The sequence below is a fragment of the Arthrobacter sp. BG5 genome (assembly GCF_056680155.1).
Genome location: NZ_CM155268.1, coordinates 1,085,629 through 1,111,652, shown reverse-complemented (window position 1 = coordinate 1,111,652; position 26,024 = coordinate 1,085,629). Strand labels below are relative to the sequence as shown.

The following is a 26,024-nucleotide window of genomic DNA, read 5'->3' as shown; positions in this document are numbered from 1 at the left end:
GATACTTACCGCATTCAATGGTGAATATTCATAAGGAGTACGGTGCTTTCTCAAGACTCGCTGGCGGTCCACGCCGGCCGGAACGGCCTCACGGAACTCGGCGTCCACGCCGTTCCGATCGACCTCTCCACCACGGCACCGCTGCCCTCGGTCTACGACGGCGGCCTCGCCTACGAGCAGATGGCCACCGGCGGCCCACACCTGGACGGGCAAAGCACGGTCTACCAGCGGCTCTGGAACCCCACCGTCGCCCGCTTTGAGGAGGGCGTTGCCGTGCTCGAAGGCACCGAAGAATCGGTGGCCTTCGCCACCGGGATGGCTGCCCTGAGTGCGGTGCTGCTCGCCGTCGTCGCCGCCGGGAAGAAGCATGTGGTGGCGGTCCGCCCGCTTTACGGCGGCAGCGACCACCTGCTGGCGTCCGGGGTGCTGGGCACCGAGGTCACCTTCACCACGCCGGACGGCATCAGTGCCGCCCTGCGCGCCGACACCGGGCTGGTCATCCTGGAGACGCCGGCCAACCCCAGCCTGGAACTCGTCGACATCGGCGCCGCGGCGGCCGCGGCGGACGGCGTGCCGTTGCTGGTGGACAACACCTTCGCCACCCCGGTCCTGCAGCAGCCCTACCGGCACGGCGCGGCCCTGGTGCTGCACAGCGCTACCAAGTTCTTCGGCGGCCACGGCGACGCCATGGGCGGCGTTGTGGCGGCAGGCCCCGACTGGGCCGTCCGGCTGCGCCAGATCCGGGCCATCACCGGGGGCATCCTCACGCCCTGGCCGGCCTACCTGCTGCACCGCGGGCTGGCCACGCTGCCGGTGCGGGTCCGGGCGCAGCAGGCCAGCGCGGAGAAGGTCGCGGCCGTCCTTGGGGAACACGAGCTGATCCGGCGGGTCTACTACCCGGGCCTGCCGGAGTGCGATCCGCTGGGCCTGGTCGGAACCCAGATGGCGGGTCCCGGCTCGCTGCTGGCGTTCGAGCTGGCCAGCGCCGGGCACGCCGAGCGCGTTCCGGCGGCCGTCACCATGATCACGCACGCCGTCTCACTCGGCGGCATCGATACGCTCATCCAGCACCCGGCCGGGCTGACGCACCGGCCGGTGGCCGCGGAGGCCAAGCCGCACGCCGGCCTGCTCCGGGTCTCCGTGGGCCTGGAGGACCCGGCGGACATTGCGGCGGACCTGGTGCAGGCCCTTGAGGCCACCCGCTAGCGCGCCCCTGCCCGCAGCGGGGCGGTGTTGTGGGCGGCGGCGTCCCCTGCGCCTCCGGGATGCACGACGGCGGTGATCACCGCCGTCGTGCAGGCCAGCCCCATCACGGCGAGGGCGAGGGCTGTCCAGCCCAGCGACTGGAAGAGCAGCCCGCCGGCCCAGCCGATGACACTGGAGCCCAGATAGTAGGCCAGGTTGTAGAGCGAGGCGGCCTGCGCACGTCCGGTACTCGCGATCACGCCGGTCCAGCCGGAGCCAATGCTGTGGGCCGCGAAGAAGCCGCCGGTAAAGAGCAGCAGGCCGGCCAGGATCAGGGCCAGGAGCTGCGTCAGGGTCAGGGCGAGCCCGGCGACCATCAGGGCCGTGCCCGCCACCAGCACGTTGCGCCGGCCGAATCGCAGCGTCAGCCCGGCGGCCCAGCGGGCGGAGACCGTACCGGAGAGATAGGCCAGGAAAATCAGGCTGATCAGCGTGGCCGGCAGGCCGAAGGGCTCGCCGGAGAGCCGGAAGCCAAGGTAGTTGTAGACCGCTACGAAGCCGCCCATCAGCAGGAAAGCCTGGACGTAGATGGCCAGCAGCCGCGGGTTCCGACTGTGGCCGGCGAGGGTCGCGAGGGCGCCGCGGAAGCCGCTGGCGGCCGCGGCGGTGAAATTCCGTGCCGGCGGCACCAGGACCAGGAACAGGACGGCAGCGGCCGTCGCCATCACGGACACCGCCAGCGCCGCGGTCCGCCACCCCCACAGCTCGCCGACCGGGCCGGCGACCAGCCGGCCGGCCAGGCCGCCCAGCGTGGTGCCGGCGACGTAGGTACCGGCCGCCAGTGCGGCGTGGGCCTTGTTGACTTCCTCATTCAGGTAGGCGATTGCGATGGCCGGGATGCCGCCCAGGGCCATGCCCTCCACCATCCGCAGGCCCAGCAGGACCGGGAGGCTGGGTGCCAGCGGGGCCAGCAGGCCGAGCACGGTGGCCGCGGAGATGCCCCAGGTCATGGCGCGCACCCGGCCGATCCGGTCGGCCAAGAAGGACCACGGAAGCACCGTCACGGCCAGGCCCACCGTGGCCAGGGAGATGGTCAGGGCCGCCTCTGCGGCCGTCACCCGCAGGTCAGTCGCGATGAGCGGCAGCACGGCCTGGGTTGAGTACAGCTGGGCGAAGGTGGCGACGCCGGCAAAGGCCAGGCCGGCGAGGATCCGGCGGTAGGCCGCCGAGCCCTTGGCATGGCCGGCCGGTGCGGAAGTCCCGGCCTGTGCCGCTGCGGCCGGATCCGGGGCAGCGTTCCCGGAAGTCGCGGCCGCAGCGGGGGTGGCAGGGAGTTCGTGGGGCGGTAGCTGCGGCATGCCCCCAGAATAGGCTTCCAAAAGCCATGCTTCCAATGCATGATTCTTATAGCATTCATAGCAAATCCGGAACGATTTAGGGGTGGGCCATGGACGTGGAGCACAAACAGCTGGTCCAGTTGCTGCCGTTGCTGCCCCTGTTGGCCGAACTCGGCCGCACCCAGCACATCACCGCGGCCGCCGAGGTGCTGGGGCTGCCCCAGTCGACGGTCAGCCGCGGAATCGCACGGGCCAGCAGCATCATCGGCACGGAACTGCTGATCCGAGACGGCCGCGGCGTGCGCCTCACGGCGGCGGCCAAGGCGCTGCTGCCGCACATCGAGGCCGCGCTCGGCGAGTTTCAAAGCGGCCTGGACCTGGTGCGGCACGAATCCGAGGTGGTGCGCGGGCGGATCGCGGTGTCCTTCCAGCACACCTTCGGTGAAGCCATGCTGCCGCTGCTGATCAGTGCTTTCCGGAGCCGGCATCCGCACCCGGCCTTCGATCTGAGCCAGGGCGCGCGGGACGGCTGCCTGGCCGAACTGGCCGCCGGGGAGGCGGACCTGGCACTCACCGCCCCGATCGCGGCGCCTAGCCGGCTGATCTCCTCGGCCGCCCTGTACCGGGAACCGCTACGCCTGGTGGTCCACCACCGGCACCCGCTCGCCAAGCGCCACCGCGCCCGCCTCGCGGAGATCCGGCAGGACCCGTTCGTGGCGATGGGCCCCGGCTACGGCATGCGCTCGCTGACGGACGCACTGTTCCGGGAAGCCGGGTTCCGGCCCCGCATCGCCTTCGAAAGCCAGGACTCCCATACCGCCCGGGGCCTCGTCTCGGCCGGGCTCGGGGTCAGCATCCTGCCGCCCGGCGGCCTGGCCCCCGGACGCCACACCCCGGCGCAGCCCAGTGACCTTGGCTGGGTGGAGCTCGCGCTGGATTCCGGCCTGGCGTTCCGCGAGATCGGCCTGGCCTGGCGGGAACGGCGCGGGGGAGCGGACGCCGAGCCGGACCCGGTGCGGCTGTTCCGCGAGCTGGTGCTCAGCGAAGGCCCGGCGCTCCTGGCCGGCTTCGTCCGCGGACGCTCCGGCAACTGACCCTGCTGCGCCGCCCGGCGCCCGGGCGGGCCCTGGTCCCCGGTCAGTCCAGCAGCCCCGCCAGGACCTGCGCCACGGACCCGGCCCGCGCCTGCTGCCAGCCGGTCCCGGCCCAGAGGTTCAACCGCTCCGCATCCCCGGCGGCGGCCGCGGCCGCGCGGAGCGGGGCGGTGAGGTGGTGCACGGCCGGGTAGGCCTCCGGCGCGTCCGGGTGGTCCCGGACAAACTCGTTGACCAGCGCCCGGGCGGTCCGGCCGGTGAAGGCCCTGGTCGGCGCGGTCTGCGTGAAGTGCGGGCTGGCCAGGGCATCCTTGTGCAGTTGCCGGGCGCCGCTCTGGTCGGTGCGCAGAAGTGCCGTGCCCAGCTGGGCGGCCTGGGCTCCCGCGGCCAGCACCCGCCCCAGCCCGGCACCGTCCATGATCCCGCCGGCGGCCACGAGCGGGAGCTCGACGGCGGGACGCACCGCCGCGATCAGCTCCGCCGTCGAGCCCGGCACCGCCGGCCCCGCGGGAGCGTCCGGCAGGAACGCCGCGCTGTGGCCCCCGGCGCACCCGTGCTGCACCACCAGGGCGTCCACGCCCTGGTCCGCCGCAAGCGCTGCCTCGGCAGCGGTGGTGACGGTGGCCAGCACCGCCGATCCCGCCCGCTGCAGGGCGCGGACCACCCCCGCGCCGGGGAGCCCGAAGGTGAAACTGACCAGCTCCACCGGATCCGCCAGCAGGGCCTCGAGCTTGGCCTCCCACTCGTCGTCGTCGTCGAGCCGCAGGGGCGGGACCTCCACGCCGTAGCGCAGGGCATCGGGGCGCAGCCGCAGCCGGTACTCCTCCAGCGCGGCCAGGGCAGCCGCGGACGGCGCCAGCTGGGCCGGGTCGGGCACGAACAGATTCATGCCGAACCGCGCGCCGGCGTCCCTGGCGGCGCGGATGTCCGCCTGCATCGCAGCAACGCTCTTGTAGCCGGCGGCCAGGAAACCCAACCCGCCGGCCTCATGCACGGCCGTGACGAAGGCCGGAGTGGAGGTCCCGCCGGCCATCGGCGCGGCGATGACCCGGGTACCGAAGATGCTGTGTGGCATTGCTCGCTCCTGTCGGTGATTCAGTAGGCTGTTCCGGTGACTCATTCTGACATTCCTGCCCCGCCAGTGACGGCGTCCTCCACCGCCGCCGGCGACGTGATCGGACTCGACATCGGCGGCACCAAGACCCGCGGCGTCCGGTTCGAGTCCGGCGCCCCCGTCGCCGACGAATCGGTGGGCAGCGCCAACGTCCAGAACGTCACCCCCGAAGAAGCAGCCCGCAACCTGGCGGAACTCTTCACCCGGATCGGCGGGGGAGAGGTCGCCCAGGTCTACGCCGGTGCCGGCGGCATCGATACCGACGACGACGCCGCGGCGCTCGCCGCGCTGATCGCCCCGCACGTTCCCGGCGCCAAAATCACCGTGGTCCACGACTCCCGGCTGCTGCTGGCGGCAGGCGGCGCCAGCACCGGCGTCGCCGTGATCGCCGGAACCGGCTCCGCCGCGTGGGGCAAGAACAGCCGCGGCGCCGAAGCCCGGGCCGGCGGCTGGGGCTACCTGCTCGGCGACGAAGGCAGCGGCTACTGGCTGGGCCGTGAAGCCGTCAGGCACAGCCTGCGCCGGATGAACCAGGGGCTGGAACCCGACGAACTCACCCGGGCGCTGCTGGACTCCTGCGGCACAGACCACCCGAACAAACTGATCGCGTTGTTCCACTCGCCCGGGACCGGGCGCCGCTACTGGGCGCAGCGGGCGCGGCTCGTCGTGGAAGCGGCCGACGCCGGCCACACGCCGAGCCGGGCCCTGATTGACCAGGCCGGCCGCGACCTCGCCGCCATGGCCGAGCAGACCGTCAGGCAGCTCGGCATCGAGGGGCCGGTCATCCTGGGCAGCGGACTCGGCATGAACGTACCGCGGCTGCAGGACTCGTTCCGCACGGCACTCGCGGCCGCCGGCATCACTGACGTCCGGGTGCTGCAGCAGGAACCCGTGTTCGGGGTGCTCCAGCTCGTCGCCGAGCAGGACTAGCCGGGCGTCACTGCCGGCGCCGCGGCCGCAGGGGCACCCCGGGCAGCGGTGGCGCGGGGATCCGCCCGGCCTCCGGTCCGGCGTCGGGACCGTGCCCGCGCACCAGCCCGAACCGCGCCGGCAACGCGTCCTCGTCGGGGAGCCCCGCCTGGGCCTCCCAGTCCAGCCGTGCCTGCGCCACTTCCCCATGGCTGCGGCCCACAAAGTTCCACCACATCAGCAGTTCCTCCTCGAACGGTTCACCCCCGAGCAGCACAAAGCGGGTGCCCGGGGCCGCGTCCAGTTCCAGGCTGCCGCGCCCGGACCCGAGGTAGCCCAGCGGCCCCGGCAGCACCTCCTGGCCGTCCAGCGCCAGGGCGCCGTCGAGCACCAGAACGGCGTGCTCGAACGCCGGTTGCAGCGGCAGGCTGATCCGGCCGGAGCAGCTGATGTCGGCCCCCACGATCGGGGAGTACATGGTGGCCGGCGAGGTGGTGCCCGCCAGGGTCCCCACCATGACGGTTGCGGTGAAGCCGTCGCCGCGGACCACGGGCAGCTCGCGGTGCTGTTCGAAGGCCGGTGCCCGGTGCCGCTCGGAATCCGGCAGCGCCACCCACAACTGGAGCCCCCGCTGCAGCGGCAACTCCGGCGCCGGGCCGGCCGGATCCTCGTTCACCGGCAGCGCTGCCCCCGGAAGCACCGCGAATTCCGAATGCGAAACGCCGCGGCCCGCCGTCATGATGTTCAGTTCGCCCGGGCGGACGATCACGTCGCTGCCCACACTGTCGCGGTGCCTGATATTGCCGGCCAGCGGCCAGGTCACCGTCTGCAGCCCGGTGTGCGGGTGCGGCAGCACGGACATCGCCACCCGGTCCGGGCCGAAACTGTCCAGGAAGCACCACGCGCCCACCGTCGGCAGCCCGCGCTGCGGCAGGGTCCGGGAGACGTTCATGGCCCGGACCCCGCCCAGCGGGACCTCCCTGGCCGGCCACAACTGCAGGCACGGGCCGCTGGCGGCACCCTCCACACTGTGCGCGGCGGGGCAGACTTCTTCGGGCGGGAGGACTTCGAGGTTGGTCACATTCAAACTCTAGGACCGACCCGGCCGATCCGGCAGGGCCGGTGCTGCGCCGTTACGCTGGATCAATGACGCTGCCATTCGACACCCGCCCGGCCGCTTACGGGCTCATCATCCGCGATGACCACCTGCTGCTGGCGTACTGGAAGCAGGGCGGCCGCGAGGGCTGGACGCTGCCGGGCGGCGGCCTGGACCTCGCCGAGCACCCGGTGGACGGGTGCCGCCGGGAGATCTATGAGGAGACCGGCTACCACGCCGAGATCGGCGCGATGCTCGGCATCGACGTCGGGCACTGGCCCGCCGAGACCCGGCTCGACGGCGGCCAGCGGGATTTCCAGTCCCTGCGGCTGGTCTACGAAGCGAGCATCACCGGCGGTGAACTGCGGCACGAGGTGGGCGGCAGCACCACACACGCGGACTGGATCCCCCTGGCCGAGGTGGCGGGCCTGAACCGGGTGTCGCTCGTGGACGCCGCGCTCCGGCTCCACCGCGAGCGGCCGCTGGACGGCAAGCTCCCCTGACGAATCCCTAGCCAGCCGGGCCGCGGGCGGTTACCCTAGAAAAACCGCGGCCGGAACGGCCGCCCGAAGAACCAGCGGTGAGCCAAACAACCCGGGAGGAGGAAGCAATGAATGCAACGGTCTTGCGCGCGCAGCGCACAACTTCACGGCACATCATTATTCCTGCCCCGGCTTTCCGCATCTCCTGACCCCCTACAGCTGACCGGCCCCAGCGGCCGCAGCGGGCAATGCGCATCCGGGGCCCAGCAAAGGGCTTCCATTGAATCTTCAGCGCAGTCAACATCACGGCCTCCTGGGGCCGGTCCGTTTCGGTTTCACCGAATCCGTGACGGAACTTTTCTCCACCCATCCCGTGCCCGGCGGCACCAGCGCCGGACGGGTGGTCCGCGTGGACCGCAACCTCGTGCTTGTGGCCGGCCACGACGGCCAGGCACATCTGCCCTACCCGCGGACCGGGCCCGTTCCGGCCACCGGAGACTGGGTCTGGCTCGGCAGCAACCCGGTCGGCGAGCCCGCCATCCTGGGCGTGCTGCCGCGCCGGTCGGAGCTGAGCCGCAAGCGCGCCTTCGACGCGTCCTCCGACGCGCAGGTCCTCGGCGCCAACATGGACATCGTCGGCGTGGTGGTCCCGGTGGACCGGCCGCTCACGCACAACCGGCTCGAACGGACCCTCGTCGCGGCCTGGGATTCCGGCGCCACCCCGCTGGTGGTCATCACCAAGGCGGACCTCGCCGCGGTGGCGGACGACGTCGTCGGGCAGGTCATGGTGCAGGCCGCCGGGGTCAATGTGGTCACCACCTCCGCCGAGCAGGGCGACGGCCTCGACGAGCTGCTGGGGCACCTACCGCCCGGCGGGACGATAGTGCTGCTGGGCCCCTCCGGTGCCGGCAAGTCCACCCTGATCAACGCCCTCGTCGGATTTGAGGCCCAGGAAACCGTTGCGGTCCGGGCCGGCGACGGCAAGGGCCGGCACACCACGACGTCCCGTGAGCTGGTTCCGTTGCCCGGCGGCTCGGTGCTGATGGACACACCCGGGGTCCGCGGCTTCGGCTTGTTTGATGCCGACGACGGCATGGACGAAGTGTTCGGCGATCTTGAGGAGCTCTTCGCCCGGTGCCGGTTTGCCGACTGCGCCCACGGCCGGGAACCCGGCTGCGCCGTGCAGGCCGCGCTCGCCGAGGGGTCCCTGGATGAGCGCCGCTGGGCGAGCTACCTCAAGATGCAGCGCGAACTGGCGGCCCTGGCCCGGCGCCACGACGCCGCGGCCCGGCGGGCGTACCAGCGGGAGTGGCACCAGAAAGTGGCGGTGGCCGGCCGCAGCCAGCGCGCTGCCGAGCGGCTCAGCCACGAGCAGCCCAGGAAGGGAAAGAGCAAGCGCCGGGCGAAATAACACCGGCCCATCCGGAACGCGGATGGTGCCGAATGCCAAGGGTAGCCCCGGCGGCGCTGCCACTTCCTGGCCCGATTCTTCGAACCGGTCCTCCGGGATCGTCAGCGGTGGCAGCTACGCTGGGTCATACCCGCTTTACAGCCAAAAATCAGCATGCATATGATCAGTTGGCTGGACCGTCCATGTTGCCGCCAACAGTTAGGTAAGCCCGGAATGGCAGAGGCCATGATCGAGTTCCAGAGCGTCACCAAGCAGTACCAGGGCGGCCAGGCCGCCGTCGACGATCTGAGCATGTCCATCGACAAGGGCGCCATCACGGTCTTCGTCGGACCGTCCGGCTGCGGGAAAACCACCTCGCTGCGGATGATCAACCGCATGGTCGAGCCGACCTCCGGCACCATCACCGTCGACGGGCAGGACGTCACCTCCGTCCCGGCCGCGCAGCTGCGCCGGTCCATGGGCTACGTTATGCAGTCCTCCGGGCTGATGCCGCACCGCTCGGTGCTGGACAACATCGCCACCGTCCCGCGGCTGAACGGCGTGTCCAAGGCCGCGTCCCGCAAGCGCGCGCAGGAGCTGCTCGACGTCGTCGGCCTCGCCTCCGGACTCGGCCGGCGCTACCCCTCGCAGCTTTCCGGCGGCCAGCAGCAGCGCGTGGGCGTGGCCCGGGCCCTCGCCGCGGACCCGCCCGTGCTGCTGATGGACGAACCCTTCAGCGCCGTGGACCCCGTGGTGCGGGACGAACTCCAGAAGGAACTGCTCCGCCTGCAGCGTGACCTGGCCAAGACCATCGTGTTCGTCACCCACGACATCGATGAGGCCACGGTGCTGGGGGACAAGGTGGCAGTCTTCGTCGGCGGCGGGAAGCTGGCGCAGTACGCGGCGCCGGAGGAGATCCTGCGCGCCCCCGCGAATGACTTTGTCGCCTCCTTTGTGGGCCGCGACCGCGGCTTCCGGCACCTGGCCTTCAGCCCGTCCGACGGCGTGACAATCCATCCGGCGAACACCGTCCGCGCCGGCGAGCTCGATCCGTCCGCCGGACCCGGGGCGGACTCCCGGGCGGACGAGTGGCAGCTTGTGGTCGACGCCGACCAGCGTCCGCTGGGCTGGAGTGCGCCCGGCGCGGGCCCGGCGACCGTCCCGGGCGGCTCGCTCTTCCGCAAGGGCGAGACCCTGCGCCGTGCGCTGGACGCGGCGTTGTCCTCACCGTCCGGACTCGGCGTGGCCGTCGACGCCGACGGGCGCGTGGCCGGTGTGATCAGGGCCGAAGAGGTGCTCGCCGTCATCGAAGCGGACCGCCGGGTCCGGCAGGGCGTGCGCTGATGGAATGGTTCCTGGCCAACAGCGGGTACGTCTTTGGCCTCGCCGGCCAGCACCTGGTCCTGGCGATCCTGCCGATGGTCTTCGGGCTGCTGATCTCCATCCCGCTGGCCCAGCTGGCCCGGCGGAACCGGACCCTGCGCGCCGTGGTCCTGGCCGCATCCTCGCTGCTTTACACCATCCCGTCGCTGGCGCTCTTCATCATCCTGCCCACGGTCCTCGGAACCAGGATCCTGGACCCCGCCAACGTCGTGGTGGCGTTGACCATCTACGCGGTTGCGCTCCTGGTCCGCGCCGCCCTGGACGCGTTTGACTCGGTGGACGAGGACCTCCAGCAGGCCGCCGTCGCCATGGGCTTCAAGCCCCTGGCCCGGTTCCTGCAGATCGACCTGCCGCTGTCCCTGCCGGTGCTGTTCGCCGGGCTCCGCGTGGTCTCGGTCAGCAACATCTCGCTGGTCAGTGTTGCGGCGCTGCTCGGCATCGGCAACCTCGGCATGCTCTTCACCGCCGGGCTTCAGCGCGACTTCGTCACCGAAGTGCTGGTGGGCATCGTGGCCATCCTGGTGCTGGCACTGCTGATGGACGCGGTCCTGGTCCTGCTGGAACGGCTCCTGACACCCTGGACCCGCGCCGCCACGGGGGCGTCCGGCGGGCCGGCGGCCCGGCACTCCTTGGATTCAACGGCGGGGGCTTCGGCATGAGCAATGTTTTCACGGACACCTTCGCCTGGCTCGGGGATCCGGAGAACTGGGCCGGCAGCACGGGCATCCCGGTCCGCCTTGCCGAGCACCTGCAGTACACCGGCCTCGTGATGCTGATTGCAGCGGCCATCGCCGTCCCGATCGGCCTCTACGTCGGGCACACCGGACGCGGCCGCGTGGCTGTCGTGGCTCTCGCCGGCGCCCTGCGTGCCCTGCCCACCCTGGGCCTGCTGACGCTCTTCGTCCTGCTGGCCGGCATCGGGCTGATGCCGCCGGTGTGGGCGCTGGTGATCCTCACCGTGCCGCCGCTGCTGGCCGGAACCTACGCCGGAATCTCCAGCGTGGACCGCAATGTGGTGGATGCCGCCCGGGCCATGGGCATGACCGAACTCCAGGTGCTCTTCCGCGCCGAATTCCCCAATGCGCTGACGGTTATGTTCGGCGGGTTCCGGACCGGCGTGCTGCAGGTGATCGCCACGGTCTCGGTCGTCGCATATATCAACTTGGGCGGCCTGGGCCGCTATCTTTTCGACGGCCTTGTACTCTCCGACTTCCCCCAGATGCTCGGCGGCTCGCTGCTCATCGCCGGGCTCGCCATCGCCGTCGACCTGGTCCTCGTCCTGTTCCAGCGGCTCTTCCTGACCCGGGGCGCCGCCCGAAAACCAAACCGGGGCCAGCAGGCCGCGGTTGATCTCACAGACCCCGCGACCGCGGAGACTGTTGTCCAAGGAGGTACGTCATGAAGGAAATCCGCCAACGAGCACTTGGCAGGCGCGCATTCGGCGGCCTGGCCGCCGGCGTCGGCCTGGCAGTGGCCCTGTCCGCGTGCGGAGGCTCGTCCAACCCGCTGTCCTCGGCGCCCGCCAGCGGCGGTTCCTCCGGCGGAGCCGGCGGGGCGCTCGTGATCGGCTCTGCCGACTTCACCGAGAGCCAGATCATCGCCGAACTTTACGCCGGGGCGCTCAACGGCGCCGGCGTCACCGCGAGCACCAAGCCGAACATCGGTTCCCGCGAGGTCTACTTCAAGGCCGTGCAGGACGGTTCGGTCGACGTGATTCCGGACTACAGCGGCAACCTGCTGCTGCACGTCAACAAGGACGCCACCGAGATCTCCGCCGACGACATCGCCAAGGCGCTGCCGGGCAAGCTTCCCGAGGGCCTCGCCGTGCTGGATGCTGCCAAGGCTGAGGACAAGGACGCCATGGTGGTCACCAAGGCCACCGCGGAGAAGTACAAGCTGAAGTCCATCGAGGACCTGGCCAAGGTCTGCAGCGAGATCGTGGTCGGCGCGCCGGCAACGTTCGCCGAGCGTGCTTACGGCCTGCCGGGCCTGAAAAAGAACTACAACTGCGAGCCCAAGAAGCTGGAACCGTTCAGCGACGGCGGCGGACCGGTCACGGTCAAGGCCCTGCTCTCGGACCAGGTCCAGGTGGCGGACATCTACACCACCACCCCCGCCATTGCGGACAACGACCTGGTGGTGCTGGAGGACCCGAAGAACAACTTCATCGCCCAGCAGGTCCTGCCGCTGTACAACAAGGCCAAGATGACGGACAAGGCGAAAGAGGCGCTCAACGCGGTCTCCAAGCTGCTCACCACTGAGGATTTGATCAACCTCAACCGTGCGGTCGGGGGCAGCGAGAAGCAGAACCCGAAGGATGCCGCGGCAGCGTGGCTCAAGGAAAAGGGCCTGGTCAAATAAACCGGAGGCCTTGACTGTTCGACGGCGGCTGCCGGACCCGGTTTCCCGGGCCGGCAGCCGCCGTCGTTCTGTCGCCGTTCCATGTTCCGGGCGGTCCCGCGGGCGGCGTGTGACGCGGACTTCCGCTGTGAGACAAGTCTCAGGGGAAGTACATCCGCCATATGGCATATTTGATGAATGGCAGAATTCAAGCAGTCCACCAAGCTTCATAATGTCCTCTACGACATCCGTGGACCGATTCTTCAGGCCGCCCAGCAGATGGAGGCAGAGGGGCACCGCATCCTCAAACTGAACATCGGAAACCCGGCTCCGTTCGGGTTTGAAGCGCCGGACGCGATTCTGGTGGACATGATCCGCCACCTGCCGCACGCCCAGGGTTACAGCGATTCCCGGGGCATTTTCTCCGCCCGCACCGCCGTCTCGCAGTACTACCAGACGCGCGGGATCCAGAACATCCACGTCGACGACATCTACCTCGGCAACGGCGTCAGCGAGCTCATCACCATGTCGCTGATGGCCCTGCTGGACGACGGCGACGAGGTCCTCATCCCCACCCCGGACTACCCGCTCTGGACGGCTTCCGTGGCCCTGGCCAGCGGAAAGCCGGTGCATTACCTCTGCGACGAGGAATCCGGCTGGCAGCCCGACCTGGAGGACCTCGAAGCGAAAATCACGCCGCGGACCAAGGGCATCGTGGTGATCAACCCCAACAACCCCACCGGCGCCGTCTACCCGGAGGAAACGCTCAAGAAGATCGTGGCCCTGGCTGAAAAGCACGGCCTGGTGCTGTTCGCCGACGAGATCTACGAGAAGATCCTGTACGAGGACGCCGTCCACGTGAACATGGCCAGCCTCACCGGCGACGACGTGCTGTGCCTGACCTTCAGCGGACTCTCCAAGGCCTACCGGGTCTGCGGCTACCGGGCCGGCTGGATGGCCATCTCGGGTCCGAAGAAGGACGCCGCGGACTACCTTGAAGGCATCAACCTGCTCGCCAACATGCGGCTGTGCGCCAACGTGCCGGCACAGCACGCCATCCAGACGGCGCTGGGCGGATACCAAAGCATCAATGACCTGATCCTCCCCGGCGGCCGCCTGCTGGAGCAGCGGAACAAGGCCTACGACATGCTTAACGCGATCCCCGGCGTGAGCACCCAGCAGGCGCGCGGCGCCATGTACCTGTTCCCCCGCCTGGACCCTGAGGTTTACCACATCCGCGACGACGAGAAGTTTGTCCTGGACCTGCTGCGCCAGCAGAAGATCCTGGTCTCCCACGGCCGCGCCTTCAACTGGGTCAGGCCGGACCACTTCCGCATGGTGACCCTCCCGAACGTCAAGGACCTGGAGGAAGCAATCAACCGCATGGCGGACTTCCTGAGCCGGTACCAGGGCAACTAGGATTCGGGACAGCAGCGCCGCGGCACGAAGGGCACGCCGGCAGGCTGCCCGAACCGGAAAGAGGCTGTGATGACAGACGTCGTGGACTTCGACAAACACCCCTCCGAGACCCTGCGGGCAGGGAAAAAGTTCAGTGTCCGCGACCTCGACCCGGGCTCGACGCCGGGCTACGCCGGTGACAAGGCTGCCGGCGAGACGCTGCTCAGCGAGCTCGACGGCAAGCTCACGCGACTGCAGGAGCAGCTCTTTGCGGAGTCCAGGGCCGGCGGCAAGAAGCGGGTCCTGCTGGTCCTGCAGGCGATGGACACGGCGGGCAAGGGCGGGATCGTCAACCACGTCATGGGACAGATGAATCCGCAGGGTGTACAGCTGAAGTCGTTCAAGGCGCCCACACCAGAGGAACAGTCCTACGACTTCCTCTGGCGGATCGAGAAGGAGGTACCCGCGGCCGGCATGGTGGGGGTCTTCGACCGTTCCCACTATGAGGACGTCCTGATCCACCGGGTGCACCGCTGGGCGGACGCCGACGAACTGGACCGCCGCTACCGTGCCATCAACGAATTCGAGGCCCGCCAGACGGCCGCCGGAACGAAAATCGTCAAGGTCATGCTGCACATCAGCCGCGACGAGCAGCAGGAACGGCTGCTCGCCCGGCTGGACGACCCGGAGAAACGCTGGAAGTACAGCAGCAACGACCTCAAGGAGCGGGCCTTCTGGGAAGACTACATGGACGCCTACCAGACCGCTTTCGAGCGGACCAGTTCCGAGCACGCGCCCTGGCACGTGGTCCCGGCGAACAAGAAATGGTACGCCCGGATCGCGGTCCAGCAGTTGCTGCTGGACGCACTGGAGTCACTGGCGCTCGAATGGCCCGTCCCGGAGCTCGATGTCGACATGGAACGCGAGCTGGTGCGGCGCTCCTAGCCGGCCGGTCTGGCTCAGCTTTCCTGGCCGGCCTGGTCCCGGGCCGCGGCGAGGCGCTTGCGGGCACCTTCGAGCCACTGCTCGCAGCGCTTGGCGAGGGCTTCGCCGCGTTCCCACAGGGCGAGGGACTCCTCGAGGCTGGCGCCGCCGGCTTCAAGCCTGCCGACCACGCCCACGAGCTGTTCTCGGGCTTCCTCGTAGCTGAGTCCGTCAATGTCCGTGTTCGGTGCGGGGGCTGCCGCGTTTTCTGCTGCCATGCTGATGCTCCTTGGATAGGTGCGGTATTTACACCGCTGTCGGGGGCCGCCGTTGCGGGCCCGGGAAGTGCGGAGTGGCCGGGACTGCCGGGGGGACGGTCAGTCTTGGGCGGTTTCCTGGCCGCCGGTGGACTGCGCCGTGAACCGGCCGCCGGCCACCCGGACGGCCAGGGCTGTGCCGGCCGGCGCCTGGTCCGGGTGCCGTACCACCTCGTGGCGGGTTCCCGGAACGGTGTTGCCGTCGTCGAGCTGGACGACGGCGTAGCCGCGGTCCAGCGTTTTCTGCGGCGACAGGGCGCGCACCTGTGCCTTGAGGTGGACCAGCTGGTCGGCGGCGCGCACGACGGCGGTGTTAATCGCGGCGTGCGAGCGGCCCTTAAGCCGTTCGACGTCGTCGTGCCGTGCGGTGACCATGCCCTCCGGCGCCGCCAGCACCGGGCGGGAGCGGAGCGAGGCGAGCCGATCCGTTTCCCGCTCGACGAGGCGCGTGGCCCCGCGGCGCAGCTGGTCGCGGGCCTGCCGGACCCGGGCCAGTTCCTCCACGACGTCGGGCACTATCCGCTTGGCCGCGTCGGTGGGCGTCGAGGCGCGCAGGTCTGCGACGTCGTCAAGGATGGGCCGGTCCGCCTCATGGCCGATCGCGCTGACGACCGGCGTCGCCGCGGCGGCGACCGCACGGATGAGGTCCTCGCTGCTGAAGGGGAGCAGGTCTTCCAGGGCGCCGCCGCCGCGGGCGATCACAATCACGTCCACGTCCGGACGGGCGTCCAGTTCCTGCAGGGCGCCGACGATCTGGGCCACGGCGGTGTTGCCCTGCACAGCGACCTCGCGGATCTCGAATTCGACGGCGGGCCAGCGCAGAGCCGCGTTGCGCAGGACGTCCTTCTTTGCGTCCGAGTCGCGTCCGGTGATGAGGCCGATCCGGTGGGGGAGCAGGGGCAGGCGTTTCTTGCGGGAGTCAGCGAAGAGCCCCTCCGTGGCGAGGGCGTGGCGCAGCCGCCCAATCCTGGCCAGCAGGTCACCGAGCCCCACCGGCCGGATGTCCTTGACCGACATGTTCAGCCGGCCCGTTTTCAGCCAGAACTCGGCCTTGATCAGCGCCACGACCCGGGAGCCGCGCTCCAGCGGGGTGGCCTGACGGTCCAGGACGTTGGTCCAGACCGACGCAGGCAGTGAGATCTCGGCATCGACGTCCCGCAGCGTGAGGTAGGCGTTGGTGCCGCGGCGGTTGAGCTCGATGACCTGGCCCTCGATCCAGGCCGAGGGCGCGCGGTCGATATGCATTTTGAGCTTCTGCGAGAGCAGCTGCAGCGGCCAGGGGTTGTCCGGGCTGGTGTCTGCCGCGGTAGCCGGCAGGGTGCTGGTGGCGGCGGTGTCTTCAGCCATGCCGGTGGCCGCCGGCGGGGAGTGCCTGGTGCTGGTGCATGTGGGGAGGAGTCCTTTGGTGGATACGCGTCTGCTTCAACTCTATCCATAGCTCTATCAGCGGGCCCGGACGTTTTGGGCCGCTGCTTTCGGGTTCGCCGTTACCCCACCGTAGGATGGCTCTACTCCCAACCCTCCTAGGAGACTTTCGTGCGCACTTTTGTCTCGGCCGTTGCCGTGCTGATCGGCCTTGCCATGGCGGCTGTAGCCGTCCCGGCCATGTGGGTGGACCGGAATATCGTCCAGGAGGACGGATTCGTGGCACTCACCGCGCCGCTCGGCAAGGACCCCGCCTTCCAGCGGCGGCTGGCCATGGCTGCCGTGAACGGCATCGCCTTTGGCGACCAGCAGATCCCCGACGCGCTGGCTGCTGTGGTCAAGCCGATCCTGCAGGACGCCGCCCAGTCGCTGACGTCGATGCCAGGGTATTCGGATGCCTGGGCGGAGACGCTGCGCAAGAGCCACCGGCTGAGCTTCGCCGACCCCCGCACCCTTCCGACGGACACTAACGGCACCACCTCCCTGACCCTCGACGTCGCCCCGCTGGTGGGGCTGGTGGTCAAACGGATCTCGGAGGCCTCGCCTGTGCCGTTGACGGCGCCGGCGGAGGTGCGGATCGCCATCGGCCAGTCCGACCAGCGGCAGCTGATCGAACGTGTCTCCGCCTACGCCCCGATGGGCTCCGCCGTCGCCGTGGGCTCGGCCATCGCCTTCATCCTCGCTTTCGTCGCCGCCCGACGGAAGTGGACGGTCCTGGCCGGAATCGGCGTCGGTGCCCTCATCCTGGCCGGGGTGTGGAAACTGGGCGCAGATGCCGCGGGAACGATTCTCCAGGGCGCCGGAAGCGGGAATGACGTGGCTGAGATCTTCAAGCGGGAGTTCGTGGCGGCCTCCACTGCGGGCTTCGGGCAGTGGATTGTTGCGGCACTCGTGGCAGGGGTGCTGCTGCTGGTTTCGGGACTGGTGTTCCGGGTGGCCGGTGCCCGCCGGACCGCGGTACGAAACCGGTATTAGCGAACACCGGTAGCATTGGGGCATGACCACCACCGCTGTCTCCATACCGATGCCCTCCGTTCCGCGCCGGCGGCGAACGCCGGAAGACGTGCTGGCGGCGGCACCGGTAACCGGGCCCAAAAAGGTGCTGCTGGCGGCCCCCCGCGGCTACTGCGCCGGCGTCGACCGTGCCGTGATCGCGGTGGAAAAAGCCCTTGAGCACTACGGCCCGCCCGTCTACGTCCGCAAGCAGATCGTGCACAACGTCCACGTGGTCAGCTCCCTGGAGGAAAAGGGGGCGATTTTCGTCGACGAGACCGATGAGGTCCCCGAGGGCGCCTTGGTGATCTTCTCGGCGCACGGTGTTTCGCCGGCGGTCGTGCAGTCCGCGGAGGACCGGGGCCTGCGGACCATCGACGCCACCTGCCCGCTGGTGACCAAGGTGCACCGCGAGGCGGTCCGTTTCGCCAAGGACGACTTCGACATCCTGCTGATCGGCCACGACGGCCACGAGGAAGTCGAAGGGACGGCCGGCGAGGCGCCCGAGCACATCCAGATCATCAACGGACCGCACGAGGTGGACAAAGTTACCGTCCGCGACCCGGAGAAGGTCATCTGGCTCTCGCAGACCACCCTGAGCGTGGACGAGACCATGGAGACTGTCCGCCTCCTGAAGGAGCGTTTCCCCACCCTGCAGGATCCGCCCAGTGACGACATCTGCTACGCCACCACCAACCGGCAGGTGGCCATCAAGAAGATCTCGCCGCAGGCCGACCTCGTGATCGTGGTGGGATCCGCGAACTCCTCGAACTCGGTGCGCCTGGTGGAAGTGGCGCTGGAGTACGGCGCGAAGGCCTCCTACCGGGTCGACTTCGCCAACGAGGTGGACGAGTCCTGGTTCGAGGGCGTGGCCACCGTCGGCGTAACCTCGGGCGCGTCCGTGCCGGAGGTCCTGGTGAAGGACGTGCTCCGGTTGCTGGCCGACTACGGCTACGGTGCCGTCGAGGAAGTCGTCACGGCGGAGGAGGACCTGCTGTTCTCGCTGCCGAAGGAACTGCGGGCCACGCTCAAGCAGGCCGGGGACGTCTCCCGCGCCCTCGGCGGCCGCGGCGCCCGTTCCGCGGAAAAGTCCTAGGCCCGGCCCGACAGCCCTAGGCGGCAGACTCTTCCGATTCCCCGCGGTCACCGGGCTGGCCCGCGGCGGATTCCCCGGAACCGATTGCCTGCTGCAGTTCCGGCGCCGCCACCGAGCGCGGCGTCGCCTCGACGGTGACTGGAGTCGCCAGGCCCGCGCCGTCCATGGCATTGAGCTTCCGCGCGGTGGGCAACACCCTGGCTTCCAGCGTGCCGACCAGCGAGTTATAACGGTCCACCGAGGTCTTCAGCGATGAGCCCAGCTTGGAGACGTTGTCGCCCAGGGTGCCCATCCGCTCGTAGAGTTGCTGCGCCAGTTCGAAGAGCTCCCGCGCGCTGTCCGTCAGCACGTCCTGCCGCCAGGTGAACGCCACGGATTTGAGTACCGCCAGCAGCGTCCCGGGCGAGGCGAGGACGACGTTCCTGGACAGCGCATAGTCCAGCAGGGCCGGGTCTGCCGTGAGGGCGGCGGCCAGGATCGACTCCGCGGGCAGGAAGCACACCACCAGCTCCGGGGCATTGCCGGGAATGTCCCAGTACTTCTTGTTGCTCAGGGCGTCCACGTGGGCTTTCAAGGCCTTGGCATGGGCGGCGAGCAGCGACTGCTGGCCGTTGAGCGTTCCCGCTCCGGGGGCCCTGCCGCCGGCGGGGGAGCCGAGTTCCTGCGCCTCCAGGTACGCCGTCAGCGGCACCTTGGCATCCACCACGAGCTGCTTGTCGCCCGGGAGCTGAACCACGAGGTCGGGGCGGACGGTGTTCTCGGACCCGGAGCCTGAACTGTGCAGCTGCTCGTGGAAGTCGACGTGGCGGAGCATCCCGGCCGCTTCCACCACGCGGCGCAGCTGGACCTCGCCCCACTGGCCGCGCGCGCTGTTGGACCGCAGGGCCGACTCCAGCGCGTGCGTAGACCGCAGCAGCTGCTCGTCCGAGAGCCGGGCCTCCTGCAGCTGCTGGGCAAGCTGGCCATATTGTTCCAGTCGGTCCCGCTCCAGCAGCGAGACCTGCTGCTGGACGGCCGTGAGTTTCTCGGCCACGGGGGCCAGCGCGCGCAGCACGTTGCCGTCCTGCGTCCGCGCGTCGCCCAGCTCCCGGTTCTGGGCCGCGAGCAGGCGGCGTTCGGCGTCGGCGGCGGCGAACTGGGCGCTGACCTCGGAAAGGCGCGCGGAGACGCCGTCGAAGTCCTGTTCAAGGCCGGCGCTGCGGCGCCGGGACACCACGAAGGTGAAGGCGGCGCCGGCCACGGCTCCGATGAGCAGCATCAGCAGGGTAAGAATGAGTGCGAAAGCGTCCATGCCTTCACTCTGGCACGCAGCCCTGACACTTTTAGCCAGGACGCTCGGGACGTCTGATCCGCGGGCGCCGTCCGCCCGGGGCGACGCCGACGGCGAACGGCGCCCCGCCGCCGCAGGGGGAGGGGGCGTTTACCGGTAGAATCAATACTCGTGGCTCTTACTATTGGCATCGTCGGACTGCCCAACGTCGGCAAATCAACCCTTTTCAACGCACTGACCCGCAACCAGGTGCTCGCGGCGAACTACCCGTTCGCCACGATCGAGCCCAACGTCGGTGTTGTGAACCTGCCGGACCCGCGGCTCGCCAAGCTGGCCGCCATCTTCGGCTCCCAGCGACTGCTGCCCGCTCCGGTCTCCTTCGTGGACATCGCCGGGATTGTGAAAGGCGCGTCGGAGGGCGAAGGCCTCGGCAACAAGTTCCTTGCCAACATCCGCGAGGCCCAGGCCATCGCGCAGGTTATCCGCGTGTTCGATGACCCCGACGTCATCCACGTCGACGGCAAGGTGGATCCCCGCTCGGACATGGAGATCATCAACACCGAGCTGATCCTGGCTGACCTTCAGACGATCGAGAACGCCATTCCCCGGATCGAAAAAGAAGTCAAGATCAAGAAGCGGGAAGCGTCGGAGCTGGCTGCTATCAAGGCCGCGCAGGTTGTGCTGGAACGCGGCGACACCATCTTTTCCTCGGTCAAGAGCGACAAACTGGAGATGGAGCATCTCAAGGAACTCGGACTCCTGACCGCCAAACCCGTGATCTACGTCTTCAATGCGGACGAGGGAATTCTTGGCAGCCCGGAGAAACAGGAAGAACTGCGGGCCATGGTGGCCCCGGCGGACGCGATCTTCCTTGACGCCAAGCTGGAGTCGGACCTTGTCGAACTGGACGAGGAAGAAGCCCGCGAAATGCTGGAAATGAACGGCCAGGACGAGTCCGGCCTGGACCAGCTGGCGCGCGTCGGCTTCCACACGCTGGGTCTGCAGACCTACCTGACCGCCGGTCCCAAGGAGACGCGCGCCTGGACCATCCACCAGGGCGACACGGCGCCGCAGGCCGCCGGCGTGATCCACTCAGATTTCCAGCGTGGCTTCATCAAGGCCGAGGTGGTCTCCTTCGACGACCTGATCGAGGCGGGCTCCATGGCCGAGGCGAAGGCCCGCGGCAAGGTCCGGATCGAAGGCAAGGAATACGTCATGGCCGACGGCGACGTGGTGGAGTTCCGCTTCAACGTGTAGTTCCCATGCTCATCCTGCTTAGACGCCGCCCGGTACTTTCGAGTGCCGGGCGGTTTTTTGGATCACGCCGCCAACTAGACTTGGAACGCTTAAGTTGACGGCGTCGAAGACGTTCCTGGCCGCGGGGATGAGGAGCACGCACGTTATTTGCCAGCCCATACCGTTGGTCCGTGGCCTCCAGTTATCCACATACGGAAGGATTCTGGCCTGCGCAGCATGTTGCCCGCTCAGAATCGTCCCATGGGCATTAGATACTACGCATACGCGTTTGACAGCGATCAGACCGGGAAAGCGCTTGCTGACCCATTCACGGTGATCGGTTCCGATCCGCTCGCGGACGCGTACGGTCTCGGACCTGGATTCAGGCAGGGCGTCACAGACTTCCGGCAATCCCTGCCGGAGCGGGACCTCCTTTACCTCGACAAGGCGTGGCCGTACCTGCAGCGGCTCACTGCTCCGCGGTCTTCCGGTGCCGCAGCCAGAGCGGCTTACCGGATGTTCGAAGGGCAGGTGACATATGCCGACGATGGTTTTACATGGCGCCCGTGGGTGCGCGCACTCCCGCCTCACGACGTCGCATTGATCGCCCGGGACCTTGAGACGATCAACGACCATGACATCGAAGCCGGCCTGAGCGGGACCTGCTCGCCTGGCCAGGTGCTGGAGTCCGAGGTGGCCTATGCCACCGCGTTCCTTGATAAAGCCAGAGGCTTTGTCCACGCGGCTGCCTCAGACGGGCGGGAATTCGCCTACATGATCGGTTGACGGCGGGTCAGCGGCAACGTGCCCACGCTAATCCACCAGGGCCCTCGCGCTTCCCGCGCCAGTGCCGCCCCTCGCTCGATCTGGAGCAGAGAAGGAGCAGAGAATACGTGGGCCGAGGCACCCTTTTCGTCCTCCCGATCGGCGTCGTTCAGCGGCGCATCATCTGGAGTTGGCTGGACGTCCGCGCCGTGCTGGTCTGTACAACGAATACCGGCTCACGGGAGACTGACGCCATGCGCAAATTGACCTTCGGCATGAACGTGAGCCTGGACGGCTACATCGCAGCGCCCGGCGACGACCTTGGCTGGAGCGTACCGAGCGACGAGCTGTTCCAATGGTGGTCCGACCGGGTGGGCGCGACCGGGCTGGCGCTGTACGGGCGCAAACTGTGGGAGACGATGAGCTCCCACTGGCCGACTGCCGACCAGCAGCCTGCCGCCACCCCGGCGCAGATCGAGTTCGCCCGCCGCTGGCGGGACATGCCAAAGGTGGTGTTCTCCTCGACGATCAGCACGGTGGATTGGAATACCCGTCTGGTCGCCGGCGACGCGGTCGCCGAGATCACCCGGCTCAAGGCCGACGACGGCGCCTCCATGGACATCGGGGGTGCCACACTCGCCGCGGCGGCCATGCGGGCTGGGCTGATCGACGAGTACGCAATCGTCACCCATCCGGTGCTGGTGGGCGGGGGCACGCCGTTCTTCACAGCCCTGGACAACCGGGTGGACCTGAGCTTGCTGGAGACCCGGACGTTTCCCGGCGGTGTGGTCCTTACCAGATACGAGACCCGGCGCTGAGTGCCCGCCGACACGGCGGAACGCGAACCCTGGCCACTATCGCTCCTCTAGAACAGCGGCCAGGGGACCGCCGGCATCTCACCGCGCGGACCCGGAAACCGCCCTGCCAGGCGCAACCGGGCGCAGCGCGCGGCGAGCGATGCGATTTCTTCGGCGCTGAGCAAGTCCGCCAGGTCTCGGCCCAGCCCACCGAGCAGTCCTTCGCTGACACGGTCGAGGCCGTCACGTTCCTCGGCGGTCAGAGCGTCTCCCAGCCATCCCCACAGCACCGTGCGCAGCTTGTGATCACGGTGAAAGGTGAGCCCATGGTCCACGCCGTGCCGGTGTCCGTTCGTCATGGCAAGAATATGGTCGCCTTTGCGGTCGGCGTTGTTGACGATGATGTCGAACACCGCCATGCGTCGCAGGGCTTGCGAGTCTTCGTGAACGAGGGCGACCATCCTTCCGTTCTCATCTCGTCCCTCGAGGACGTGTTTCCAGCCCGTCTCCGGCACCCGGTCCGTCGCGACCAGGTCCACGGCGCTTTGGGCGGGGTCTTGCTCCTGCCAGAGCTGTACCATTCCTTCGCCCATTGGACCATCGCGTAGCCAAGTGTGCGGCACGACGTCCCAGCCCAAGACCTGGGAGACCAGATAAGCGGCTACCTCCCGGTGAGCCAGGGTGCCGTGCGGAAAATCCCACAGCGGCTTTTCGCCTGCTATCGGCTTGTAGACGACCGCTACGTCACCGATGCTGCCCAGGAATGTAGCGTTTGAAGCCGTCGTGATGCGGCCGGTAAGCGTCAGCTCGGCGGTCACCAGGTCCGTCCCCGGCATCAGGCCTCGGGAAGGGTGCAGATGTGCCCGTCGGCGTCGATGGGGTAACCGCAGAGCGGGCACGTCGGACGCCCGGCGCCCACTATCTCACGGGTGCGCTTGGCGAACGCGCGGGCGGTACCGACCGGTATTCGCACCAGCAGCATTTCGGGCTCCGTAGCGTCGTCCTCAGCAAGCAATGGGTCGTTGTCATCGGCATCGACATCTGTGATGGGGTAAGCCTCAATGACGACCTGGGCCGTGGTGGGGTCCCAGCCCAGGCTCATGGCCCCGGTGCGGAACTGCTCCTGCACCGCCTCAAGCTGGTCATTGTCGACAAGTTCAATGGGAGTACCCGTGGGAACGCTGAAGGGGTTGCCCTCGACGGTGATGAGCTGGTCGAGTATTTCGTCGACCTTCTCCGCGAGCAGAGCCGCCTGCTGCTTCTCCAGGGCAATACTCACGATCTGCTTCCCTGCGCGCACCTGCAGGTAGAACGTACGCGCCCCCGGACGGCCAATAGTGCCAACGACGACCCGATCAGGCCAGGCAAACTCGTGAACACGTGTAGGCATGTCAGTATTTTAGGCACATGAGGTTCATGGCGTCGCCCGCCCTGCACCGCCGCCCACCGGCGCATCACCGGAGTGGATGCCGTTCGACAGCCATGACAGATCACCCGCATCGGTGTTGGTCGCGTAGACGCTTGGCCGACTAGCGCCGTAGCGCACGATCGATACGGAGGCGGGTCCCACGTTAATTCGCTGGAACAGGTCGAGGTGCATGCCGAGCGCGTCAGCGAGGATTGACTTGATGATGTCGCCGTGACTCACGGCCACCCACACGGCCCCTGGCCCGAACTCGGCTTCGAAGGCTGCATCGTGGCGTCGAATTGCTGCCACGGACCGGGCCTGCATCCCTGCCATCGATTCACCGCCGGGAAAGACGACGGCGGACGGTTGCGACTGCACGACCGGCCACAAATCCTCGGTCGCGAGATCACTGAGCGTGCGGCCCTGCCACTGGCCGTAATCGCACTCGGTGAGAGCCGGATCCACCGGCGTGTACGGCGTGCCAGCCTGCCGATCGAGGATGAGCTGGGCGGTCTGCTGGCAACGTTCAAGGGGGCTGGACACCACCCCGACCACTGGCACGGCCGCGAGCCGGTCTCCGGTCAGAGCCGCCTGGTCCCGCCCGATCTGGTCCAGCCTGACACCGAAGGCCCGCCCGGCCAGAAGCCCAGTGGCATTGGCTGTGGTGCGGCCGTGCCGCACGAGAATAACTGTCGCCATCCACCCAGCCTAGCCACCTGATGGCGGTGTGAACCGCACGGGGGCGCGCGCCGAACAGACAGCCAACGCGCTGAATGCGGGGCGTTACGGCCGAGTCGTGAACTGGATCTGAATGCTTTTGAGCTCGGCGCGTGAAAGCACGGCGGTCACGACGCCAGGCTCTGGCTTCCCGTGCAGTAGAACGTAGATCAAGATCGCCCGATCGGCGCTGAGCGACGGCGGAATCTGTACACATGACTTCGTCGATGGAACACTGCGGTGATGAACATCATTGAGTGGTGGCCCCTGGTCGATGCGGAAACACGCGGCTGGCTCATTGAGCACAACGGTGAGCCGTTGCCGCCGCATGTCTTCTCCAACATCATGGCGGTCACCGGCGGCACGGCTGATTCCGAATGGTGGGCTGGCGAAACTGCAGACGGTCCCCAGCTTTCCGATGAGGCTGTGGATTGGATCGAGGCTGTCGCCAACGATGAAGAGGCGTAACGCAGGCGGAACCGGTGCCCCGGTGCCGAGTGGGCAACCAGGTTGTTAGGATCGGGCCGACCGACCTGACCGAATGCGTCTTTCCGAAAGCGGGGGATCCGTGAAAGCCGACCATTATGACAGTTTCGCCGAGAGCTACTCGGCGGAGAACGAATCCAGCCTCCTCAACGCCTACTACGAGCGGCCGGCAATGATCGGCCTCGCCGGCGACGTGACCGGCCACCGGATCCTGGACGCCGGGTGCGGCTCCGGGCCCCTGTCCGCGGCGCTGAGCGCCAAAGGCGCGATCATGACGGGCTTCGATTCCAGCCCTGCGATGCTCGAACTGGCAAGACAGCGACTCGGCGCAACCGCGGACCTGCACGTGGCCGACCTCGGCAAACCGCTCCCTTTCGCGGATGGCTCGTTCGACGACGTCGTCTCGTCCCTGGTTCTGCACTACCTCGAGGACTGGTCGGCGCCGCTTGCCGAACTGCGGCGCGTGCTGAAGCCGGGCGGTCGCCTGATCCTGTCAGTCAACCACCCCACGGTCACCGTGGTCACCCAGCCGGCCGAGGACTACTTCGCCATCCGGCAGTACTCCGAGGATTACGAGTTCGACGGCGACCCTGCGGTCCTGACCTTCTGGCACCGGCCGCTCCACGCGATGATCAATGCCTTCATCTCGGCCGGATACCGCGTAGCCGCCGTGAGCGAACCGGAGCCATCTCCGGACACGCCGCCCGAACTGCTTCCGCCGCGCATCCTCAGCAGCGAGAAGACAGCGTTCCTGTCCTTCATCTTCTTCGTCCTTGAAGCCGTCTGAGGGCGGCGCCGCACCCGTCGCCGGGCCGGTAATGGCCGATTAACTCGAAAAGCCCCGATTCGCATGAATCCGGGC

General features: G+C 68.6%; 27 protein-coding genes. 18 read left to right on the top strand and 9 right to left on the bottom strand.

What is annotated here, in order from left to right; all coding sequences use genetic code 11:
* The first annotated feature begins 42 nt into the window (after positions 1-42).
* Positions 43-1,206 (top strand): trans-sulfuration enzyme family protein, encoded by a 1,164-nt coding sequence (locus tag AC1MBE_RS05005; RefSeq protein ID WP_479781237.1) that lies wholly within the window; start codon positions 43-45, stop codon positions 1,204-1,206.
* Here AC1MBE_RS05005 and AC1MBE_RS05000 read toward each other — a convergent pair.
* The gene (locus tag AC1MBE_RS05000) at positions 1,203-2,543 is read right to left on the bottom strand and encodes an MFS transporter (RefSeq protein ID WP_479781235.1); all 1,341 of its coding nucleotides are present in this window, start codon (positions 2,541-2,543) and stop codon (positions 1,203-1,205) included. The two genes, AC1MBE_RS05005 and AC1MBE_RS05000, sit on opposite strands and share 4 nt — an antisense overlap.
* An 89-nt stretch (positions 2,544-2,632) precedes the next feature.
* Here AC1MBE_RS05000 and AC1MBE_RS04995 point away from each other — a divergent pair, with 89 nt between their 5' ends.
* Positions 2,633-3,616, top strand: a complete 984-nt coding sequence (locus AC1MBE_RS04995; RefSeq protein ID WP_479781233.1) for a LysR family transcriptional regulator — start codon at positions 2,633-2,635, stop codon at positions 3,614-3,616.
* Positions 3,617-3,659: 43 nt separating this feature from the next.
* Here AC1MBE_RS04995 and AC1MBE_RS04990 read toward each other — a convergent pair whose 3' ends face one another.
* Positions 3,660-4,691, bottom strand: a complete 1,032-nt coding sequence (locus AC1MBE_RS04990) for a nitronate monooxygenase (protein ID WP_479781231.1) — start codon at positions 4,689-4,691, stop codon at positions 3,660-3,662.
* 36 nt (positions 4,692-4,727) lie between these two features.
* On the opposite strand from AC1MBE_RS04990, the gene AC1MBE_RS04985 reads away from it, so the two are divergent.
* Positions 4,728-5,660: an N-acetylglucosamine kinase gene (locus AC1MBE_RS04985; RefSeq protein WP_479781229.1), complete on the top strand. Its 933-nt coding sequence runs from the start codon at positions 4,728-4,730 to the stop codon at positions 5,658-5,660.
* 7 nt (positions 5,661-5,667) lie between these two features.
* On the opposite strand, the gene AC1MBE_RS04980 is transcribed toward AC1MBE_RS04985, so the two are convergent.
* A complete protein-coding gene (locus AC1MBE_RS04980; protein ID WP_479781227.1) occupies positions 5,668-6,720 on the bottom strand; it encodes a pirin family protein in 1,053 nt (350 codons plus the stop codon).
* 65 nt (positions 6,721-6,785) lie between these two features.
* Between AC1MBE_RS04980 and AC1MBE_RS04975 the strand changes: the two genes are divergently transcribed.
* The 8 genes from AC1MBE_RS04975 (at position 6,786) to AC1MBE_RS04940 (ending at position 14,673) form a co-directional block, all read left to right on the top strand.
* Positions 6,786-7,238, top strand: a complete 453-nt coding sequence (locus AC1MBE_RS04975; protein ID WP_479781225.1) for an NUDIX hydrolase — start codon at positions 6,786-6,788, stop codon at positions 7,236-7,238.
* Positions 7,239-7,530: 292 nt separating this feature from the next.
* Entirely contained in the window at positions 7,531-8,628 is a 1,098-nt protein-coding gene (gene rsgA, locus AC1MBE_RS04970; protein WP_479782484.1) for a ribosome small subunit-dependent GTPase A, read from the top strand.
* Positions 8,629-8,841: 213 nt separating this feature from the next.
* Complete coding sequence (locus AC1MBE_RS04965) at positions 8,842-9,951, top strand: ABC transporter ATP-binding protein (protein WP_479781223.1); 1,110 nt, start codon at positions 8,842-8,844, stop codon at positions 9,949-9,951.
* Positions 9,951-10,649, top strand: coding sequence for an ABC transporter permease (locus tag AC1MBE_RS04960; RefSeq protein WP_479781221.1), 699 nt, complete (start codon positions 9,951-9,953; stop codon positions 10,647-10,649). Before AC1MBE_RS04965 ends, AC1MBE_RS04960 begins: the two co-directional genes overlap by 1 nt.
* The gene (locus AC1MBE_RS04955) at positions 10,646-11,392 is read left to right on the top strand and encodes an ABC transporter permease (RefSeq protein WP_479781219.1); all 747 of its coding nucleotides are present in this window, start codon (positions 10,646-10,648) and stop codon (positions 11,390-11,392) included. The genes AC1MBE_RS04960 and AC1MBE_RS04955 overlap by 4 nt, the downstream gene beginning before the upstream one ends.
* Positions 11,389-12,351 (top strand): ABC transporter substrate-binding protein, encoded by a 963-nt coding sequence (locus AC1MBE_RS04950; RefSeq protein WP_479781217.1) that lies wholly within the window; start codon positions 11,389-11,391, stop codon positions 12,349-12,351. Before AC1MBE_RS04955 ends, AC1MBE_RS04950 begins: the two co-directional genes overlap by 4 nt.
* A gap of 177 nt (positions 12,352-12,528) precedes the next feature.
* On the top strand, positions 12,529-13,749 hold the full coding sequence (locus AC1MBE_RS04945) for a pyridoxal phosphate-dependent aminotransferase (RefSeq protein WP_479781215.1): 1,221 nt from the start codon (positions 12,529-12,531) through the stop codon (positions 13,747-13,749).
* A gap of 69 nt (positions 13,750-13,818) precedes the next feature.
* Positions 13,819-14,673 (top strand): polyphosphate kinase 2 family protein, encoded by an 855-nt coding sequence (locus AC1MBE_RS04940; RefSeq protein ID WP_479781213.1) that lies wholly within the window; start codon positions 13,819-13,821, stop codon positions 14,671-14,673.
* A 14-nt stretch (positions 14,674-14,687) separates the two neighbouring features.
* Here the strand turns inward: AC1MBE_RS04940 and AC1MBE_RS04935 are convergent, their stop codons facing one another.
* Positions 14,688-14,930, bottom strand: a complete 243-nt coding sequence (locus AC1MBE_RS04935) for an exodeoxyribonuclease VII small subunit (RefSeq protein WP_479781211.1) — start codon at positions 14,928-14,930, stop codon at positions 14,688-14,690.
* A 99-nt stretch (positions 14,931-15,029) separates the two neighbouring features.
* Complete coding sequence (gene xseA, locus AC1MBE_RS04930; RefSeq protein ID WP_479781209.1) at positions 15,030-16,316, bottom strand: exodeoxyribonuclease VII large subunit; 1,287 nt, start codon at positions 16,314-16,316, stop codon at positions 15,030-15,032.
* Between the two features lie 189 nt (positions 16,317-16,505).
* Here xseA and AC1MBE_RS04925 point away from each other — a divergent pair, with 189 nt between their 5' ends.
* Both AC1MBE_RS04925 and AC1MBE_RS04920 read left to right on the top strand, forming a co-directional pair.
* Complete coding sequence (locus tag AC1MBE_RS04925) at positions 16,506-17,369, top strand: hypothetical protein (protein WP_479781207.1); 864 nt, start codon at positions 16,506-16,508, stop codon at positions 17,367-17,369.
* Positions 17,370-17,391: 22 nt separating this feature from the next.
* Positions 17,392-18,483: a 4-hydroxy-3-methylbut-2-enyl diphosphate reductase gene (locus AC1MBE_RS04920; RefSeq protein WP_479781205.1), complete on the top strand. Its 1,092-nt coding sequence runs from the start codon at positions 17,392-17,394 to the stop codon at positions 18,481-18,483.
* 16 nt (positions 18,484-18,499) lie between these two features.
* Here AC1MBE_RS04920 and AC1MBE_RS04915 read toward each other — a convergent pair whose 3' ends face one another.
* Entirely contained in the window at positions 18,500-19,774 is a 1,275-nt protein-coding gene (locus tag AC1MBE_RS04915) for a DNA recombination protein RmuC (protein WP_479781203.1), read from the bottom strand.
* 150 nt (positions 19,775-19,924) lie between these two features.
* On the opposite strand from AC1MBE_RS04915, the gene ychF reads away from it, so the two are divergent.
* The 3 genes from ychF to AC1MBE_RS04900 all read left to right on the top strand — a co-directional run bounded on the left by ychF (position 19,925) and on the right by AC1MBE_RS04900 (position 22,572).
* Positions 19,925-21,010 carry a redox-regulated ATPase YchF gene (gene ychF, locus AC1MBE_RS04910; RefSeq protein WP_479781201.1) on the top strand — a complete coding sequence of 362 codons (1,086 nt, stop codon included), beginning with the start codon at positions 19,925-19,927 and terminating at the stop codon, positions 21,008-21,010.
* Between the two features lie 240 nt (positions 21,011-21,250).
* Positions 21,251-21,775, top strand: coding sequence for a hypothetical protein (locus AC1MBE_RS04905; protein WP_479781199.1), 525 nt, complete (start codon positions 21,251-21,253; stop codon positions 21,773-21,775).
* 233 nt (positions 21,776-22,008) lie between these two features.
* Positions 22,009-22,572 carry a dihydrofolate reductase family protein gene (locus tag AC1MBE_RS04900; RefSeq protein ID WP_479782482.1) on the top strand — a complete coding sequence of 188 codons (564 nt, stop codon included), beginning with the start codon at positions 22,009-22,011 and terminating at the stop codon, positions 22,570-22,572.
* Positions 22,573-22,619: 47 nt separating this feature from the next.
* Here the strand turns inward: AC1MBE_RS04900 and AC1MBE_RS04895 are convergent, their stop codons facing one another.
* From AC1MBE_RS04895 to AC1MBE_RS04885, 3 genes are read right to left on the bottom strand one after another with little or no spacing between them, the layout of a single operon-like run.
* Positions 22,620-23,387, bottom strand: a complete 768-nt coding sequence (locus AC1MBE_RS04895) for an SCO1664 family protein (protein ID WP_479781197.1) — start codon at positions 23,385-23,387, stop codon at positions 22,620-22,622.
* Positions 23,387-23,941, bottom strand: a complete 555-nt coding sequence (locus AC1MBE_RS04890; protein WP_479781195.1) for a DUF3090 domain-containing protein — start codon at positions 23,939-23,941, stop codon at positions 23,387-23,389. Before AC1MBE_RS04890 ends, AC1MBE_RS04895 begins: the two co-directional genes overlap by 1 nt.
* 24 nt (positions 23,942-23,965) lie before the next feature.
* Entirely contained in the window at positions 23,966-24,658 is a 693-nt protein-coding gene (locus AC1MBE_RS04885) for a histidine phosphatase family protein (RefSeq protein ID WP_479781194.1), read from the bottom strand.
* A gap of 261 nt (positions 24,659-24,919) precedes the next feature.
* On the opposite strand from AC1MBE_RS04885, the gene AC1MBE_RS04880 reads away from it, so the two are divergent.
* Together AC1MBE_RS04880 and AC1MBE_RS04875 are read left to right on the top strand one after the other, a co-directional pair.
* A complete protein-coding gene (locus AC1MBE_RS04880; RefSeq protein WP_479781192.1) occupies positions 24,920-25,144 on the top strand; it encodes a hypothetical protein in 225 nt (74 codons plus the stop codon).
* A 100-nt stretch (positions 25,145-25,244) separates the two neighbouring features.
* Positions 25,245-25,949, top strand: coding sequence for a class I SAM-dependent methyltransferase (locus tag AC1MBE_RS04875; protein WP_479781191.1), 705 nt, complete (start codon positions 25,245-25,247; stop codon positions 25,947-25,949).
* The last annotated feature ends 75 nt before the right edge of the window (positions 25,950-26,024 follow it).